The sequence below is a fragment of the Haemophilus sp. SZY H56 genome, from assembly GCF_054332415.1.
This window is the reverse complement of record NZ_JBTGNX010000015.1, coordinates 1-17,137: the sequence shown is the minus strand read 5'-3', so window position 1 is coordinate 17,137 and position 17,137 is coordinate 1. Positions and strand designations below refer to the sequence as shown.

Annotated in this window: 13 protein-coding genes and 1 riboswitch; of the genes, 8 read left to right on the top strand and 5 right to left on the bottom strand. The window is 38.7% G+C overall.

What is annotated here, in order from left to right; genetic code table 11:
* Positions 1 to 42 precede the first annotated feature (42 nt).
* A complete protein-coding gene (gene ribA, locus ACXVWP_RS10035; RefSeq protein WP_005696347.1) occupies positions 43 to 690 on the top strand; it encodes a GTP cyclohydrolase II in 648 nt (215 codons plus the stop codon).
* 45 nt (positions 691 to 735) lie between these two features.
* Here the strand turns inward: ribA and ACXVWP_RS10030 are convergent, their stop codons facing one another.
* Complete coding sequence (locus ACXVWP_RS10030) at positions 736 to 879, bottom strand: hypothetical protein (RefSeq protein WP_128787484.1); 144 nt, start codon at positions 877 to 879, stop codon at positions 736 to 738.
* Positions 880 to 1,001: 122 nt separating this feature from the next.
* Positions 1,002 to 1,046: riboswitch (PreQ1 riboswitch) on the top strand.
* A gap of 1 nt (position 1,047) precedes the next feature.
* On the opposite strand from ACXVWP_RS10030, the gene queC reads away from it, so the two are divergent.
* The 7 genes from queC (at position 1,048) to gltS (ending at position 9,574) form a co-directional block, all read left to right on the top strand.
* Positions 1,048 to 1,734, top strand: a complete 687-nt coding sequence (queC, locus tag ACXVWP_RS10025) for a 7-cyano-7-deazaguanine synthase QueC (protein WP_128787485.1) — start codon at positions 1,048 to 1,050, stop codon at positions 1,732 to 1,734.
* The gene (queD, locus tag ACXVWP_RS10020) at positions 1,727 to 2,152 is read left to right on the top strand and encodes a 6-carboxytetrahydropterin synthase QueD (RefSeq protein WP_049357348.1); all 426 of its coding nucleotides are present in this window, start codon (positions 1,727 to 1,729) and stop codon (positions 2,150 to 2,152) included. The genes queC and queD overlap by 8 nt, the downstream gene beginning before the upstream one ends.
* Before the next feature lie 5 nt (positions 2,153 to 2,157).
* Positions 2,158 to 2,787, top strand: coding sequence for a 7-carboxy-7-deazaguanine synthase QueE (locus ACXVWP_RS10015; RefSeq protein WP_128787486.1), 630 nt, complete (start codon positions 2,158 to 2,160; stop codon positions 2,785 to 2,787).
* Positions 2,788 to 2,947: 160 nt separating this feature from the next.
* A complete protein-coding gene (gene parE, locus ACXVWP_RS10010) occupies positions 2,948 to 4,846 on the top strand; it encodes a DNA topoisomerase IV subunit B (protein WP_128787487.1) in 1,899 nt (632 codons plus the stop codon).
* 16 nt (positions 4,847 to 4,862) lie between these two features.
* Positions 4,863 to 6,056 (top strand): copper-containing nitrite reductase, encoded by a 1,194-nt coding sequence (gene nirK, locus ACXVWP_RS10005; protein WP_297570015.1) that lies wholly within the window; start codon positions 4,863 to 4,865, stop codon positions 6,054 to 6,056.
* An 11-nt stretch (positions 6,057 to 6,067) separates the two neighbouring features.
* On the top strand, positions 6,068 to 8,323 hold the full coding sequence (gene parC, locus ACXVWP_RS10000) for a DNA topoisomerase IV subunit A (RefSeq protein WP_369866800.1): 2,256 nt from the start codon (positions 6,068 to 6,070) through the stop codon (positions 8,321 to 8,323).
* A 36-nt stretch (positions 8,324 to 8,359) separates the two neighbouring features.
* Positions 8,360 to 9,574 (top strand): sodium/glutamate symporter, encoded by a 1,215-nt coding sequence (gltS, locus tag ACXVWP_RS09995; protein WP_128787490.1) that lies wholly within the window; start codon positions 8,360 to 8,362, stop codon positions 9,572 to 9,574.
* Positions 9,575 to 9,623: 49 nt separating this feature from the next.
* Here the strand turns inward: gltS and mfd are convergent, their stop codons facing one another.
* From mfd to ACXVWP_RS09975, 4 genes are all read right to left on the bottom strand, one after another.
* Complete coding sequence (mfd, locus tag ACXVWP_RS09990; protein WP_458473387.1) at positions 9,624 to 13,061, bottom strand: transcription-repair coupling factor; 3,438 nt, start codon at positions 13,059 to 13,061, stop codon at positions 9,624 to 9,626.
* A 118-nt stretch (positions 13,062 to 13,179) separates the two neighbouring features.
* Positions 13,180 to 13,353, bottom strand: a complete 174-nt coding sequence (locus ACXVWP_RS09985) for a DUF5363 family protein (RefSeq protein ID WP_014065161.1) — start codon at positions 13,351 to 13,353, stop codon at positions 13,180 to 13,182.
* Entirely contained in the window at positions 13,350 to 15,194 is a 1,845-nt protein-coding gene (locus ACXVWP_RS09980; RefSeq protein ID WP_369866803.1) for a tRNA(Met) cytidine acetyltransferase TmcA, read from the bottom strand. The genes ACXVWP_RS09985 and ACXVWP_RS09980 overlap by 4 nt, the downstream gene beginning before the upstream one ends.
* Positions 15,195 to 15,197: 3 nt before the next feature.
* The gene (locus tag ACXVWP_RS09975) at positions 15,198 to 16,964 is read right to left on the bottom strand and encodes an ATP-binding protein (protein WP_369866804.1); all 1,767 of its coding nucleotides are present in this window, start codon (positions 16,962 to 16,964) and stop codon (positions 15,198 to 15,200) included.
* Positions 16,965 to 17,137: the final 173 nt, after the last annotated feature.

The window sequence follows — 17,137 nt, the reverse complement described above, 5'->3', positions numbered from 1 at the left end:
AAGTACACATTTTAGCAGAATAAAGTTGAAAAAGGATACGTTATGTCAAAAATCCAACTGGTTGCTCAAGCCAATTTGCCTACCGAATATGGCATATTTAAAATGGTCGGATTTGAATTTCCCGATACAAAAAAAGAACATGTCGCTTTAGTGATGGGTGATATTTCAAACCAAGATGAGCCTGTGCTCGCCCGCATTCATTCGGAATGCTTAACGGGTGATGCGTTACACAGTTTAAAATGCGATTGCGGTTTCCAGCTTGCAGCCGCATTACGTCAAATTAGCGAAGCGGGTCGTGGTGTTTTGATCTATCATCGTGAAGAAGGTCGTGGCATTGGGTTAATTAACAAAATTCGTGCTTATTCATTACAAGATCAAGGCATGGACACCATTGAAGCCAACCTTGCACTAGGCTTTAAAGCTGATGAGCGTAACTTTAATGTGTGTGCCGATATGTTTGAATTATTAGGTGTGAAGCAAGTCCGCTTAATGACAAATAACCCGCAAAAAGTAGAAACCATGAAAAAAGCGGGTATTAATATTGTGGAGCGAGTGCCTCTTAATGTGGGTGAAAACCGCTATAATACAAAATATCTTGATACCAAGGCAAAAAAAATGGGTCATTATATTGTGCACAATAATGAAGAACACTTAATGACGTGCCCACATTGTCAAGAAGAAGTCATTTAGTAAAAAAGCCATACGATAGTATGGCTTTTAGATTATAAGTATAACCTATTGATTTACTCCCCAATGATGAGCATCTTTGTCAAATTTCATTCCTGAATGGGATCCTTCAGAACCATTAAAATAAACGTCTTTATTTGCACAAGCTGAAATCGCTAATGCACCAATAACAATAAGAAGTAATTTTTTCATTGTGTTTACCTTTTTAAACTGACTTGCCAAAATTGTATCATAACTTTTATTAACTTTTCCTGCTTAAATTAGCTGATTTCTTGCAAAATTCATACCTAGCTTCTACAATAGCGCCTCATTTTTAACTTGTAGTTCGCAAACCTCCTACATAAAAAAACTAGGTATCCTATGAATATTTCAAATCCTAATCACAATCGTAAAGCTCTTGTGATCTTCTCTGGTGGACAAGATTCCACAACCTGTTTAATTCAGGCGATTGCCGAATATGGCGTAGAAAATGTCGAAACCCTCACCTTTCAATATGGCCAACGCCATGCTATTGAATTAGAAAAAGCCCGTTGGATCGCTAACGATCTTGGCGTAAAGCAAACACTAATTGATACATCCGTTATTAAAGCTATCACTCATAATGCTTTAATGGATGCAAATGTAAATATTGAGCAAAAAGACGGTGAATTACCCAATACCTTTGTGGATGGCCGAAATGCGCTCTTCTTATTATATGCGGCGATTTACGCAAAAGGACAAGGTATTAATGACATTATCACGGGCGTATGTGAAACAGATTTCAGTGGCTATCCCGATTGCCGTGATGTGTTTATTAAATCAATGAATGTCACCCTCAATTTAGCCATGGATTATCCATTCAATTTAAAAACACCACTCATGTATCTCACCAAAGCCCAAACTTGGGCTCTTGCCGATGAATTAAATGCTTTAGATTATGTTCGTCAGCATACCCACACGTGCTATGAAGGTGTTGAAGGAGGCTGTGGTAAATGTCTAAGCTGTCAATTACGTCATAAAGGTTTACAAGAGTACTTATCAATAAAAGCAGAAAATAAAGATGTTTAAAGTATCCAAAGAATTTAGTTTTGATATGGCCCACTTATTAGATGGTCATGATGGTAAATGCCAAAATCTACATGGTCATACCTATAAACTCCAAGTCGAAATAACCGGTCATTTAATTACTCATGGCGCAAAAAAATCAATGGTGATGGACTTTTCAGATTTAAAATCTATTGTGAAAAAATCTATTTTAGATCCCATGGATCATGCTTTTATCTACGATCAAACCAGTAAACGTGAAAGTAAAATTGCAATACTTCTAGAAGAATTACAATCAAAAACCTTTGGCGTGAATTTTCGTAGTACTGCTGAAGAAATGGCTCGTTTTATTTTTCATCGTCTAAAATATGATGAAAAATTACCGATTTCTGCTATCCGATTATGGGAAACGCCAACATCATTTTGTGAATATCAGGAATAAGTACGGTGGAAAAACAAGCTATTTCAGAACCGTATTATAATATTGTTGAGATTTTTGAAAGTCTTCAAGGAGAAGGTTTTAATACAGGTATGCCCGCTATTTTTATCCGTTTTGGTAAATGCAATCTTGCCTGTCCTTGGTGTGATACTAATTATCATCAATTTAAACGTTGGTCATTGTCACAAATTCTCAATAAAGTGCGGTCATTTTCTGCAAAGAATATTATTATCACAGGTGGTGAACCAACCATTGTACCTAAATTAGAGATTGTACTTAATCAATTAAAAAATTTAGGTTATTTTTTAGCAATTGAAACTAATGGTCTTCGCAATGTTCCTAGTCAAATTGATTTTATTGCCACTAGTCCAAAACGTCTATATGCGCATAAATACGAAAAGCGTTGTATTTCATTTGCACACGAAGTTCGTATTGTTGCTGATGACAATATTATTCCTTTTTGTGAAATGATTGAAAATAAAATTCAAGCAAAATATTACTATCTTTCTCCTTGTGAAGTTCATGGCAAGATGAATCTATTAGAAACGATCACACAATTAGGAAAATTAAATCAAAGAACGAATAGACCCAGATGGCTATTAAGTTTACAAACACATAAATTAATTGGAATGCAATAGCTATCATTTCTCTGTTCTAGGTGCGGTTATCATGCATACCAAACTTTAACCGCACTTTTCAAGATCTCCCTCCTTTCCTGCATATCTTTGATTTTATAAACGCGTCATTTTTTGATAAAATCACGCCAATTTTTTTATAAATAAGTAACTAATTTAAAAAATGACTACAAATTATTCTGCTCAAGAAATTACGGTTCTGAAAGATCTTGAACCGGTGCAAATTCGCCCTGGTATGTACACGGACACTACCCGTCCAAATCACCTTGCTCAAGAAGTTATCGATAACAGTGTGGACGAAGCCCTTGCAGGTTTTGCCACCAAAGTTGAAGTGATTTTACACGCTGATCAATCACTTGAAGTCATTGATAATGGACGCGGGATGCCAGTGGATATCCATCCAACGGAAGGCGTTTCTGGTGTCGAAGTTATCTTAACCAAACTTCATGCTGGCGGTAAGTTCTCGAATAAAAACTATGAATTTGCCGGTGGTTTACACGGGGTGGGGATTTCTGTCGTCAATGCCCTTTCTGAACGCGTTGATATTCAAGTTAAACGTAACGCTGAAGTGTATAAAATTGCCTTTGAAAATGGCACAAAAGTAGAAGAATTAGAAGTCATTGGGACTTGTGGCAGACGAACAACCGGCACCACCGTTCACTTCAAACCAAACCCAAAATATTTTGATAGCAAGAATTTTTCTGTTAGTCGTTTACGCCACTTATTACGTGCCAAAGCCGTACTTTGTTCAGGCTTAGAAATTAAATTTGTCGATAAAGTGAATAACACCGAAGATGTGTGGTGCTATCAAGACGGTTTATCCGATTACTTAACCGAAGCAGTAAATGGTTTTGAAACCTTACCTGAAAAACCTTTTGTCGGTGAATTTAAAGGCTCCACAGAAGCAGTAAGCTGGGCATTATTATGGTTACCTGAAGGTGGAGAGCTTATTGCAGAAAGCTATGTAAACTTAATTCCAACGGTACAAGGCGGAACACACGTAAATGGTCTTCGCCAAGGCTTGCTTAATGCCATGACCGAATATTGCGAATTCCGCAATAAATTACCACGCGGCGTGAAATTAACAGCAGACGACATTTGGGATCGATGTGCTTACATTCTTTCACTGAAAATGCAGGATGCCCAATTTGCCGGCCAAACCAAAGAACGCTTATCTTCCCGTCAAAGTGCGGTCTTTGTTGCAGGTGTTTTAAAAGATGCCTTCAGTTTATGGTTGAATCAAAACGTACAAGATGCCGATCGCTTAGCTGAAATGGCCATTAGCTCTGCACAACGTCGTTTAAATGCAGCCAAAAAAGTCGTGCGTAAAAAATTAGTGAGTGGCCCTGCTCTACCGGGCAAATTAGCCGATTGTGCATCACAAAATTTAGAAAAAACCGAATTATTCTTAGTAGAGGGTGACTCTGCGGGCGGCTCAGCCAAACAGGCGCGTGATCGTGAATATCAAGCAATCCTACCATTGCGCGGAAAAATCTTAAATACTTGGGAAGTCGCCAGTGATCAAGTGCTTGGTTCAACGGAAATTCATGATATTGCCGTGGCGCTTGGTATCGATCCTGATAATGAAGACTTATCTCAGCTTCGTTACGGTAAAGTCTGTATTTTAGCCGATGCGGACTCTGATGGTTTGCATATTGCCACCCTACTTTGTGCACTCTTTTTACGTCATTTCCCGAAATTAGTACAAGATGGGCACGTTTATGTGGCAATGCCACCACTCTATCGTATCGACTTAGGCAAAGAAGTCTTTTATGCCTTAGATGAAAACGAAAAAGAAGCGATTTTAGAACGCTTAAAAGGTAAAAAAGGTACCTTAAACGTACAACGCTTCAAAGGTTTGGGTGAAATGGATCCGTCACAATTACGTGAAACTACCATGGATCCGAATACACGTCGTTTAGTTCAATTAACCTATGAGCTAGGCAAAGATCAAGGGGCTGAAACATTAGAATTAATGGATATGTTACTCGCCAAAAAACGAGCAGAAGATCGCAAAAATTGGTTACAAACCAATGGCGACCAAGTGGATTTAGCCGTTTAATTATTTGAGGTCAATCATGAACGAACAACGTCGAGATTTTTTTAAGAATAGTGCACTAGGCCTTGCAACGATTACATTAGGTGCAGGTTTAAGCCTTATTCCCTCCGCTCAAGCAGAGGAAAAGCCCTCTAATACGGCAGCCACTGCGGTTGAAAAATTACCTGAAATTGAAGCTGAACTGACGCTTGCGCCCAATGTGCCAAAACCAATTGAACGTAACTATCCTGCAAAAGTCGTGGTAAAACTGACCGCACTTGAACAAATTATGGATTTAATGGATGGCGTGCAATTTAAATTTTGGACATTAAATGGTAGCGTGCCTGCGCCATTCATTCGTGTACGCGAAGGCGATATGGTGGAAGTTCAACTTTCCAACTCAGCGAGTTCAATGATGCCGCACAGTATCGATTTCCATGCTGCCGCTGTGCCAATGGGTGGTGCTATTGCGAGTGAAACGCCACCAACACGCACATCCACCTTCCAATTTAGAGCGTTACGTTCGGGGATTTATTTATACCACTGCGGCAGCCAACCTGTGGATATTCACCTTGCCAAAGGGATGTATGGTTTAGTTTTAGTTGAGCCCAAAGAAGGTTTACCAAAAGTGGATCGCGAATTTTACATTATGCAAAGTGAATTCTATACCAAAGGTGAATTTGGTGATCCTGGCTTGCAACCATTCAGTATGCAAAAAGCCATCGATGAACGTCCTGAATACGTACTATTCAACGGTAAAGTCGGCGCAACCATGGATGGAAATGCCTTAAAAGTGAAGACAGGTGAAACCATTCGTCTATTCGTAGGAAATGCTGGGCCAAATTTATGTTCTTCTTTCCACTTGATTGGTGCGGTATTTCACAATGTATATGTGGAAGGCGGTACGCTTGTTAATCACAATGTTCAAACTACCCTGATTCCATCCGGCAGTGCCACCATGGTGGAAACACGAATTGATGTACCGGGTACTTACGTCTTTATGGATCACTCCATTTTCCGTGCTGTAAATAAAGGTACAATGGGACAAATAGTGGTAGAAGGCGAAAAAAATCCGAATATTTATTCTGGTAAATTAAAAGGCGAAGCCTTTAAAGAAGCCAATCCACAAAAACCACAACCTGTTCCTTACGAAATTGACAGTCATAAAGGAATGGATATGGGACATTCTCATCACGAACAGTCTGATGGGAATTCCGGTGCAACCAGAAAATAGATTAGAAGAAGATGAGCAATATTAATTACGAAGGCATCGAGCAGATGCCACTTCGCACTTTTACAGAAAAGGCTTACCTTAATTATTCAATGTACGTCATTATGGATCGTGCATTGCCTTTTATTGGCGATGGCTTAAAGCCTGTTCAACGTCGTATTGTCTATGCGATGTCTGAACTGGGTTTAAATGCCGCTGCGAAATTTAAAAAATCCGCACGTACCGTCGGTGATGTATTGGGTAAATTCCATCCACACGGCGACTTAGCCTGTTATGAAGCCATGGTATTAATGGCTCAGCCCTTTTCTTACCGTTATCCTTTAGTGGATGGCCAAGGAAACTGGGGGGCGCCAGATGATCCTAAATCATTCGCAGCGATGCGTTATACCGAATCTCGCTTGTCCAAAATTTCTGAAATTCTATTAACTGAATTGGGTCAAGGCACTGTTGATTTCCAACCAAACTTTGATGGCACCTTAGAAGAGCCACAATATTTGCCAGCACGTTTGCCTCATATTCTCTTGAACGGCACCACCGGGATTGCTGTTGGGATGGCAACCGATATTCCACCACACAATATTAATGAAGTGGCGGATGCGGCTGTCCTACTATTAGATAATCCAAAAGCCGGATTAGATGATGTACTCAATATCATTCAAGGCCCTGATTTCCCAACGGAAGCGGAAATTATTTCGCCAAAAGATGATATTCGCAAAATGTATGAAACCGGTCGTGGTTCCATCAAGATGCGTGCGACATGGCATAAAGAAGACGGTGAAATCATCATTAGCGCACTTCCTCATCAATCTTCTCCATCAAAAATCATTGCGCAAATTGCTGAACAAATGACCGCAAAAAAATTGCCCATGGTGGAAGATATTCGTGATGAAGCAGATTATGAAAATCCTGTGCGTATCGTGCTTGTGCCACGTTCAAATCGCGTTGACACGGATGCCTTAATGGCGCATTTATTTGCGACGACGGATCTTGAAAAAAGCTATCGTGTGAATATGAATATGATCGGACTTGATCATAAACCAGCTGTGAAAGGCTTACTTCAAGTTCTTACCGAATGGTTGACATTCCGTCGTACTACTGTGACACGTCGTTTACAACATCGTTTAGATAAAGTACTCGCTCGTTTGCACATTTTAGATGGCTTGATGATTGCCTTCCTTAACATTGATGCAGTGATTGAGATTATTCGTACTGAAGACGAACCTAAACAAGTTTTAATGACTCGCTTTAACTTAAGTGATGAACAGGCAGAAGCCATTTTAAACTTACGTTTACGCCATTTAGCCAAATTAGAAGAACATCAATTACAGGCTGAAAAAGATAAACTCGAAGAAGAGCGGTCAAATTTAGAGTTAATTTTAGGATCTGAGCGTCGCTTAAATACTTTGATCAAAAAAGAAATTCAAGAAGATGCAAAAAAATACGCCAGCCCTAGAATGTCTCAATTAGTTGAACGTGAAGAAGCAAAAGCCATTTCTGAAAGTGAAATGACTCCGGCTGAACCCGTTACCGTCATCTTATCTGAAATGGGTTGGGTTCGTTGTGCGAAAGGTCATGATATTGATCCGGAAGGATTAAGCTACAAAGCAGGCGATAAATATCTGGCGCACGCTTGTGGTAAAAGCAATCAACCGGTAATCTTTATTGATAGTACTGGTCGTAGCTACGCTTTAGATCCATTAAGCTTGCCATCTGCGCGTTCCCAAGGTGAACCGCTCACCGGTAAACTTACATTACCGGCAGGTGCAACCATTGAACAGGTTATTATGGAACCTGAAAAACAAGAATTATTGATGGCATCAGATGCAGGATATGGTTTTATTTGCAAATTTGACGATTTAATTGCACGTAATAAAGCTGGAAAAGCCTTGATTTCTTTGCCAGAAAATGCGAAAGTCTTGAAACCTGAGACACTTTCCGAGTCGGCCTCACTTCTTGTGTCCCTCACTTCAGCGGGGCGAATGCTGATTTTTCCGGTACGAGATTTACCGGCATTATCAAAAGGGAAAGGCAACAAAATCATCAGTATTCCAGCAGCGAATGCAAAAGCGCGGTCAGAATTATTGGTGAAATTGTTCTTAATTTCAGAGCAAGCTAGCCTTGAGTTCCATTCCGGTAAACGAAAAATCACATTAAAACCGGAAGATCTGCAAAAATTCCGTGCGGAACGCGGCAGAAAAGGCTCTCAATTACCACGTGGATTGCATAGCAATGTTGATATTGTGGTAGTTGAACCCGAACACAACTCATAAGAATTCTCGAAACCAAACTAAATAGGAGGATATTTCGTGAATATTGTTTTTGATACCTATCAAACGCTTGCTTTAGCAAGTTTTGTATTATTACTTGGTTTTTTTCTAGTAAAACGTATTCGAGTTTTACAAACATTCAATATCCCTGAACCTGTTGTTGGTGGCTTTATTGTGGCTATTGCCTTAACCATTTTATACAAAGTAAATGGCACTTCATTCACTTTTGAGAAAAGCTTACAAACATCGATGATGTTAGTCTTCTTCTCGTCTATCGGTTTAAGTGCAAATTTTGCCCGCTTAATTAAAGGCGGAAAACCATTAGTTATCTTCCTATTTGCAGCCGCAATACTCATTGTTTGCCAAAATATCATCGGTATTTTAGGCTCGCAATTATTAGGTATTGATCCGGCTTACGGTTTACTTGCAGGTTCAGTTACCCTAACAGGTGGTCATGGTACAGGTGCTGCATGGGCAGAAACATTCACTAAAGAATTTAATCTACCGGCAGCAACAGAAATTGCGATGGCGTGTGCTACATTCGGTTTAGTCTTTGGTGGTATTTTAGGTGGCCCAGTATCTCGTTATTTATTAAATCATCAAAAACAAGGTGAAAACCCAGAGAATGATGAAGTTGATGACGTACAAGAAGCATTTGAGCATCCAACTTACAAACGTAAAATAAATTCTCGCTCAATCATTGAAACTATCGCAATGCTTTCTTTGTGTTTACTTATCGGTCAATACTTGGATGGCTTAACAAAAGGTACACACATTCAATTACCTACATTCGTATGGTGTTTGTTTACGGGTGTCATCATTCGTAATAGCTTAACCCACTTATTCAAATTCCAAGTGGCAGATTCAGCGATTGACGTATTAGGTAGCGTGGGTTTATCGATCTTCTTAGCGATTGCTTTAATGTCTCTCAAACTCTGGGAATTAGCAGGTCTTGCAACAGATGTATTGGTTATCTTAGCAGTTCAAGTTGTCTTCATGGCTTTCTTCGCTATCTACGTCACATACCGTATGATGGGTAAAGATTATGATGCGATTGTATTAAGTGCGGGTCACTGTGGTTTCGGTCTCGGTGCAACACCAACAGCCGTTGCTAACATGCAAGCAATTACCAGTCGTTTCGGACCATCTCACAAAGCGTTCTTAATCGTACCAATGGTAGGGGCATTCTTTATCGACTTATTAAACGCCGGTATCTTAAAAATGTTCTTAAGCGTTGTTGAAGCGCTTCACTAATCAAACGTAAAAAAAAGGCTGACATTTTGTCAGCCTTTTTATTTACTTTCTACTCAGTAAGCGTCTTCACCAAATCCATCACAAATTCTAGCCGCTCTTTGTTTTCTGGAAGTGCTTTCACAAACTTAAATTTTAATGGTCCATCAAAGCGATAAACAATTGGATTTTGTTGAATTAATTTGATGAATTTTTCTGGATCAACTTTTGCCGAAGGTGAAAATTCAATAAAGCCACCTTGAGCCCCTGCATCGATTTTCAGTACTTTTAATGGTTTCACCATTAAACGCATTTCAGCAATTTGTAAAAGATTTTTAGTTGCTTCAGGTAATAGGCCAAAGCGATCGATTAATTCAACTTTTAATTCATCTAACTCTTGTTTACTTTCCGCTGCTGCAATGCGTTTATAGAACGACAAACGCATATTCACATCACCAAGATAGTCATCTGGCAATAAGGCGGGAACACGTAACTCAATTTCAGCTTGTTGATGCGTAATCTCTTCTAACGAAGGTTCTCTGCCCTCTTTTAAGGCTTTAACTGCCGCATCAAGTAATTCCATATAAAGTGAAAAACCGATGCTCTCAATTTGTCCACTTTGCTCATTCCCTAATAATTCACCTGCACCGCGAATTTCTAAATCGTGCGTCGCAAGAATGAAACCTGCACCTAAGTTATCTAAACTTTCTAATGCCTCTAAACGACGTTTTGCATCTTTCGTCATTAATTTCGGCGGCGGTGTAAGCAAATAAGCATAAGCTTGGTGATGAGAACGTCCTACTCGCCCACGCAGTTGGTGAAGCTGAGCTAAACCAAAATTATCTGCACGTTCAATAATAATCGTATTTGCCGTTGGTACGTCAATCCCTGTTTCAATAATGGTGGAACAGACTAAAACATTATAACGTTGATGATAAAAATCACTCATCACGCGTTCAAGTTCACGTTCTCGCATTTGACCATGACCAATGACGACTCGAGCCTCAGGGACAAGTGCGGTCAGTTTTTCTGCCGTATTTTCAATACTTGCCACATCATTATGCAAATAATAGACTTGTCCACCACGCAAAATCTCACGCAGAATCGCTTCACGAATAATTAAATCATCTTTCTGGCGAACAAACGTTTTGATACTCACTCGGCGAGCCGGTGGCGTCGCAATAATAGAAAGGTCGCGAATACCATTCATTGCCATATTCAAAGTTCGAGGAATTGGTGTTGCGGTAAGCGTTAAAATATCAATATTCGCTCGAAGTTGTTTAATTTTCTCTTTTTGTCCCACACCAAAGCGATGTTCTTCATCAATGATGAGCAAGCCAAGATCAGAAAACTTCACATCGGATTGAATCAATTTATGGGTTCCAATCAGAATATCAACTTTTCCTTCGGCTAAATTTTCTAAGATTTGTTTTTGCTCTTTGGCTGTTTTAAAGCGAGAAAGCACTTCCACATTAACTGGAAGATTAGCAAAACGATCTTTAAAATTCTCGTAATGCTGTTGAGCTAACAAGGTTGTTGGAACTAATACAGCCACTTGTTTATGGTTCATGACTGCCAAAAATGCGGCGCGCATCGCCACTTCCGTCTTCCCAAAGCCCACATCACCACAAACCAAACGATCCATCGCCTTGGGCTGACACATATCCGAAATGACGGCATTAATCGCCATGGCTTGATCGTGCGTTTCTTCAAAAGGGAAGGTTGCAGCGAATTGCTGGAATTCCTCACGATCATATTTAAATTCAAAACCTTTTTTCACTTCTCGTTGGGCATAAACATCAAGTAATTCAGCGGCCACATCACGAATTTTTTCTGCGGCTTTTTGACGCGTTTTAGCCCACGATTCATTACCTAATTTATGTAATGGTGCGGTTTCATCTGAGCCACCAACATAGCGACTAATTAAATGAAGAGAACCAACAGGCACATAAAGTTTGGATTCATTCGCATAATTGATCAGCAAATATTCTGCTTTTAAGCCTCCAGTATCGAGTGTCACTAAACCACCATAACGCCCAACGCCATGATCTAAATGCACCACAGGCTGCCCTATTTTTAATTCGGCCAGATTACGCACTAGGGTATCTGGATTGACCGCCTTACGTTTATCACGCTGACGTTGCTGTACTCGCTCACCTAAAATCTCATGTTCAGTAATAACGGCGAGTTTAGCCTCATCAAGAATAAAACCTTGCTCAAGACGACTTACCCACAGATTAAACTTGTCTTGATTGGCTTCAGATAAGGTTTTAATCTGTTTAGGTTTAATTTTTAATGGTGAAAGTAAATCCAGTAAGGTTTCACGTCGTCCTTCGGTTTCAACTGAAAATAAAACATTTCCTTTAAAATGTTCAATAAACTGACGAAGTTGCGATAACGGTTCTTTTTGCTGTGATTGAATGGTCACGGCTGGTAATGCGGACACCGCTAAATTTTTCTGACGAACAGATGACCGCACTTTTTCTGCTTTAAAATTAATTTTAGGATAATTTTTTAATGCATGATTTACCGCATCAATACTTAACCACAAACGTTCTGGCGGCAAAAGAGGGCGCATTGGATCGACTTTTCGATGCTCATAACGCTGTTTGGCATCAAGATAAAAATGTTCACCTTGTGCTTGATTTGTCTCCATATCCACAAACAACGTTTTTTCGGGTAAGTAATCAAACAACGTTGCCATTTCATCAAAGAATAGCGGCTGCCAATATTCAATCCCTGAGATTAGTGTGCCTTTACTGATTTGCTGATAAATATGTTCTGGATCGCGACGAATTTCTCCAAAAGTTTCTCTAAATTGTGTACGGAAAAATTCAATGCCGTTCTCATCTGTTGGAAATTCGTGTGCAGGTAATAAATTAATGGATTGAATTTCATCTAACGTTCGCTGCGTATCGACATCAAAAGTACGAATCGAATCAATTTCATCATCAAAAAAATCTAAGCGAAATGGAACTGCACTTCCCATTGGGAAAAGATCTAAAAGTGATCCACGTACCGCATATTCACCATGTTCTAGTACTTGCTCGACGGAACGATATCCTGCTGACTCTAATTGTAATCGCAATTTTTCAATGACAAGACGGTCGCCTTTTTTAATCAAAAGGACATTATGCTGTAGATATTTCGGCGGGCACACGCGTTGCATTAATGTGCTAATCGGTAAAACAAAGATACCTTTTTTAGTATTTTGCAAATAAAATAGCGCACTTAAACGCGAAGAAATAATTTCTTGATGAGGAGAAAAAGAATCATAAGGCAACGTTTCCCAATCAGGAAAAAACTGAACGGGCTGAGAAGTTAAATCCGGTAAAACTTGTGATAAACGAACCGCACTTTTGGTATCTGGTGTCACAACCACAATCAATCCATCGTATTGCTCTGCAATTTCACTAACAGCAAGTGCATCTGCACTCGCTAATACATTGCCAAGAATTTTATGATCATTGGGCTGAGTCGGAATATCAACATTAAAATAGGTTGTTTTCATAAGTGCGGTCAATTTTTATCTCATTTTTGCGTGAATAGCTGATTAGTTTAGCAAATTCACTCTACTTTTCAATATTTATCTGTATAAAAAAACAGGGTTTAGTTAACCCTGTTTTCTTTTATTTTTTGAGTGGTTCTAGTGGTTTCTCTTTTTTTACCTTACCATCATCATCAAATTCAATGCGTGGCATACAACCTCGACAACTACCTTTATCTAAACCAAGTTCACTGCAAAATTTATTGTATTCATCTACCGCTTTACGGAACCAACCTTTTTTTTCTTGTTCGCTCATCTTGCCTCCTTTTTTAATTTTTGTGCAATCTCCGAACGTAATAATTTTAACCCATTTTTCTTATTATAGGGTACCTTTTTTGTGATGAAATAATCTCTCATCAAAGGGCAATCTTTTTCATCTAAATTCATTAAAAATCGACGAATTGCCGGCAAAGCGGAAGCTAAAGTGCGGTGAAAATAAGCAAAATTTTTTAAGCTGAACCAATCTTCGCCAATCAATTCCCAATCTACTAATGCGGTATTAAATTGCTGAGCGAGGGGATGGAAAGACAAAGGCATATTCCGTTGAAAAGATTGTGTTGCTTCTTTTTCTAATTCAATCCCTTGTGCAGAAAGCCCTTTTAGAGCAATAACAGAATAACAACCACTACTTGCCTCTAAATGCTCGCCTAAATGAACAAGAGAAAAACCACATTTCTGCCAAAATTTAGCCAGTTCTTTGGTATAACCAAAACTCACTGATAAATAATCCACATCGGCATTTTGTGTGATGTATTCAATAAGTTGTGTACCTATACCATGCTGCTGCCACATAGGCTGAACCGCAATTCTCGAAATACGTAAAGAATGCAATTCACAAGCCTTTTGTTGTTGAACATGAAAACAAAGTGCTTGCGGGACAAGATTACCTTTAGGGCGTCTAGTCCCTTGTTGAATCGCTTCAATGAGGGCTGAATCGTCAATCCCACCTTCCTCTAATGCCCAAACTGCCCCTAGTAAATTTTGCTCGCTTTCAGCAGCAAAAAAACACTGTGAATTGGCATCAAACAATCGCCGGAGATCTACTGGTGATGTACGATAATGAGCTAATATCATCAACCCATAGAATTGGGGCAATGAAGAAAGTATTTCCTCTTGTGATCGTTCAGTAATTTGGCATACTTTGCTTTTATCGTATGGCGTTTGTTTAAAGTCATCCTCTACATTTAATAATAAAAGCTCATCAATAAACGCCTCTAAAACATCATCTTTAGACCAACGTAGCGGTTCAATAAGCTCAAAGTCAGAAAAAGTGCGGTTAATTTTTTGCTTAAATTTAAGCTCAAAACCTCGCCCCGTTCCCTCATAACTATGGATGGTAGTCGTAAATAAAATATGCTTAAAATGATGAAAAAAAGCGCTCAGTTGAGCAATCGGCAGCATTGCCGCCTCATCAACAAAAAGCCAAGCATTTTCAGAAAAAGAAGGAGCATTTTGCAAAGCAAGGAAAAGCTCATCTGGTGAAATAAAGATAATCTCTTTTTGTGAAAATTTAGCCAAAATTTTAACCGCACTTTTATTCGGTGCTGTGAGGTAAATTTTAGTATCCAGTTGATTCGCTAATAAGCCTGCTAGAGCTGATTTCCCTCTTCCTCGTTTGGCAGTAAGAAAGTAAAGTTCAGATTCTTTTTGTAAGATTTGCTCAATGATTTTCTGCTGATCTAAGGTCGCGTTGTGATTGACAAATGACTGCTGAAAAGTGCGGTCAAATTTTAAATCATTTTGATGATAAAGGACGGGGAAGCCATATTTATGAATACAATGCTTAAAATATGTCATAAATCTTGGCGTAGCAATTGCCTCAATCGAACCGGACCAACGGAGACTATCTTCATCTATTTGAGAATGAAGCTCCTCCCAATTTGATAGCAAGATAATTAAGACACCATTCATTTTCAATGTACCGGCCGCAATAGCGAGTGCCTCTAAATGGATGCCTTTCCGTGCATCAAACAAGATCGTTTCAAACTCTTGCCCAAGAAGATTTTGAATTTTAGAAAACTCATTAATGATCAAGGTATTTGCCGGCAAATTAGACGGCATATTCTCACTGACCAAAATTTGAAAATGACGTGTCATAAATTACTTTTCTAAATACACTTCTAATTCAGCTAAATTTTGAGACCATTCATTACTGAGTTGCTTTATCCATGAAGCAATATCGGATGTCCAATTTGGTAATGAGATATCTTGAGCCTGTTTTGCGATATTTTGAACATTCACAAGTCCTACTGATGCAGCTGCACCTTTAATTTTATGTGCGACATCTGACACCGTTTGTTGCATATCTGAGTTTGCAAGATAATCCTCATAAGCTGTCTCTAATTCATCTAAATAAATTGGCATCCATTGTTTAAATAAATCAACATTAGCTTTAGCTTGAGATTTTCCAATTAACTCAATAAGTGAAATATTAATGCCTTCTTGAACGTGAGGTGTTTCTTCTTCATCAGAGATACATTCAATATCATCGCCTAAAAAAGTTTTAAAGCATTGACGTAATTCAACCAAAGAAAGTGGCTTGCGTAACACGCCATCCATTCCCTGCTCTTGATATTCTTCTTCGCTATGCATCACGTTCGCTGTAAAGGCAATTAAAGGCGGTAGAAAATCGTAAATCCCTTCTTCGTAGTTTTTTCGCAAATATTGTGCGATATCAAAACCTGACATATCAGGCAACTTAATATCAAGAAAAACAATATCATAGGTATTTTTCTCAAATAATCGGATCGCCTGTTCACCATTCATGGCAACATCAACATAATGCCCCTGCTTTTCAAGAATGCTTTTAGCCACAACCACATTCAATTCAACATCTTCAACTAATAAAATAGAAAGATGCTGCATGGCTTTTTCAGCATTTCCATCATGAGCTTGCGCTTGTTCAGCAATAATCGTTAAATAAAAAGTAGAACCTTTATCCAATTCACTTTCAACGGTTAAATCACCTTGCATTAACTGCGCAAGATTTTTAGAAATTGCAAGACCGATGCCACTTCCTGCTGAACGATGAATATTATCTTTAACCTGATAATACATGGTAAAAATCTTATCTAATTCATAAGGTGCAATACCTGCTCCCGTATCAGTAACACTAAATTGATACTGATTATCCTGTATTTTCTGTACTGTTAGAATAACTTCACCCTTATCAGTAAACTTCACAGCATTACCAATTAAATTCCAAAGAATTTGGCTGATACGTGCACGATCGAGATAAAGCCAATTAGCTAAATTTTCATCACAATTTAAAGAAAACTTTAGTCCCTTTTGCTCTGCCATTAAGATACCAAAATTATAAAAATCATTAAGTAGTGAATGGAAATCGCAAGGTTGAATATTTAATTCAATACGTTTAGAGTCGATCTTATCTAAATCAATAATGTCGCTAAAAATATGACCTAAACTGACCGCACTTAAATTAATCGTATTCAGACAATTCTGTTGTTGTTCCGTTAATTTATCATCTAATAAAATTCGACTTAAACCAATGATTCCATTTAATGGGGTACGTAACTCATGGCTAATTGTTGCAAGTAAAGTACTTTTATCACGACTATTTTTTTCTAATCGTGCAAGCATTTTAGATAACTCTAAACGGGAACGCTCTAATCGCTCAACAAGTAGCGTAAAGAAATAAATAACAAAAGGAGCAGTAAACAAACCAAAAGTGATCGAGCGAACAATATCACTCCAGTGAATACCATCACTAAAAAGGGTACTTAATAAGATTTGTATACAAAGAGCCAAAATCGCAAGAATAGCAATGCCAAGTAAAGAGAAGCGAACTCGACCTAATCGAATAACCCAATCAACATAACGTTGAGCAAAATATCTAAAGTTTTTCATTGTTTATATTGAGAAATAAAAATTGAGATCATTCTATATAATTTTTAATAAAAATCCATAAACAAAAACCCCAAGCTCTTCAGCTCGGGGTTCTACATTCAGTACCTGGCGGTGTCCTACTCTCACATGGGGAAGCCCCACACTACCATCGGCGCATCGGCGTTTCACTTCTG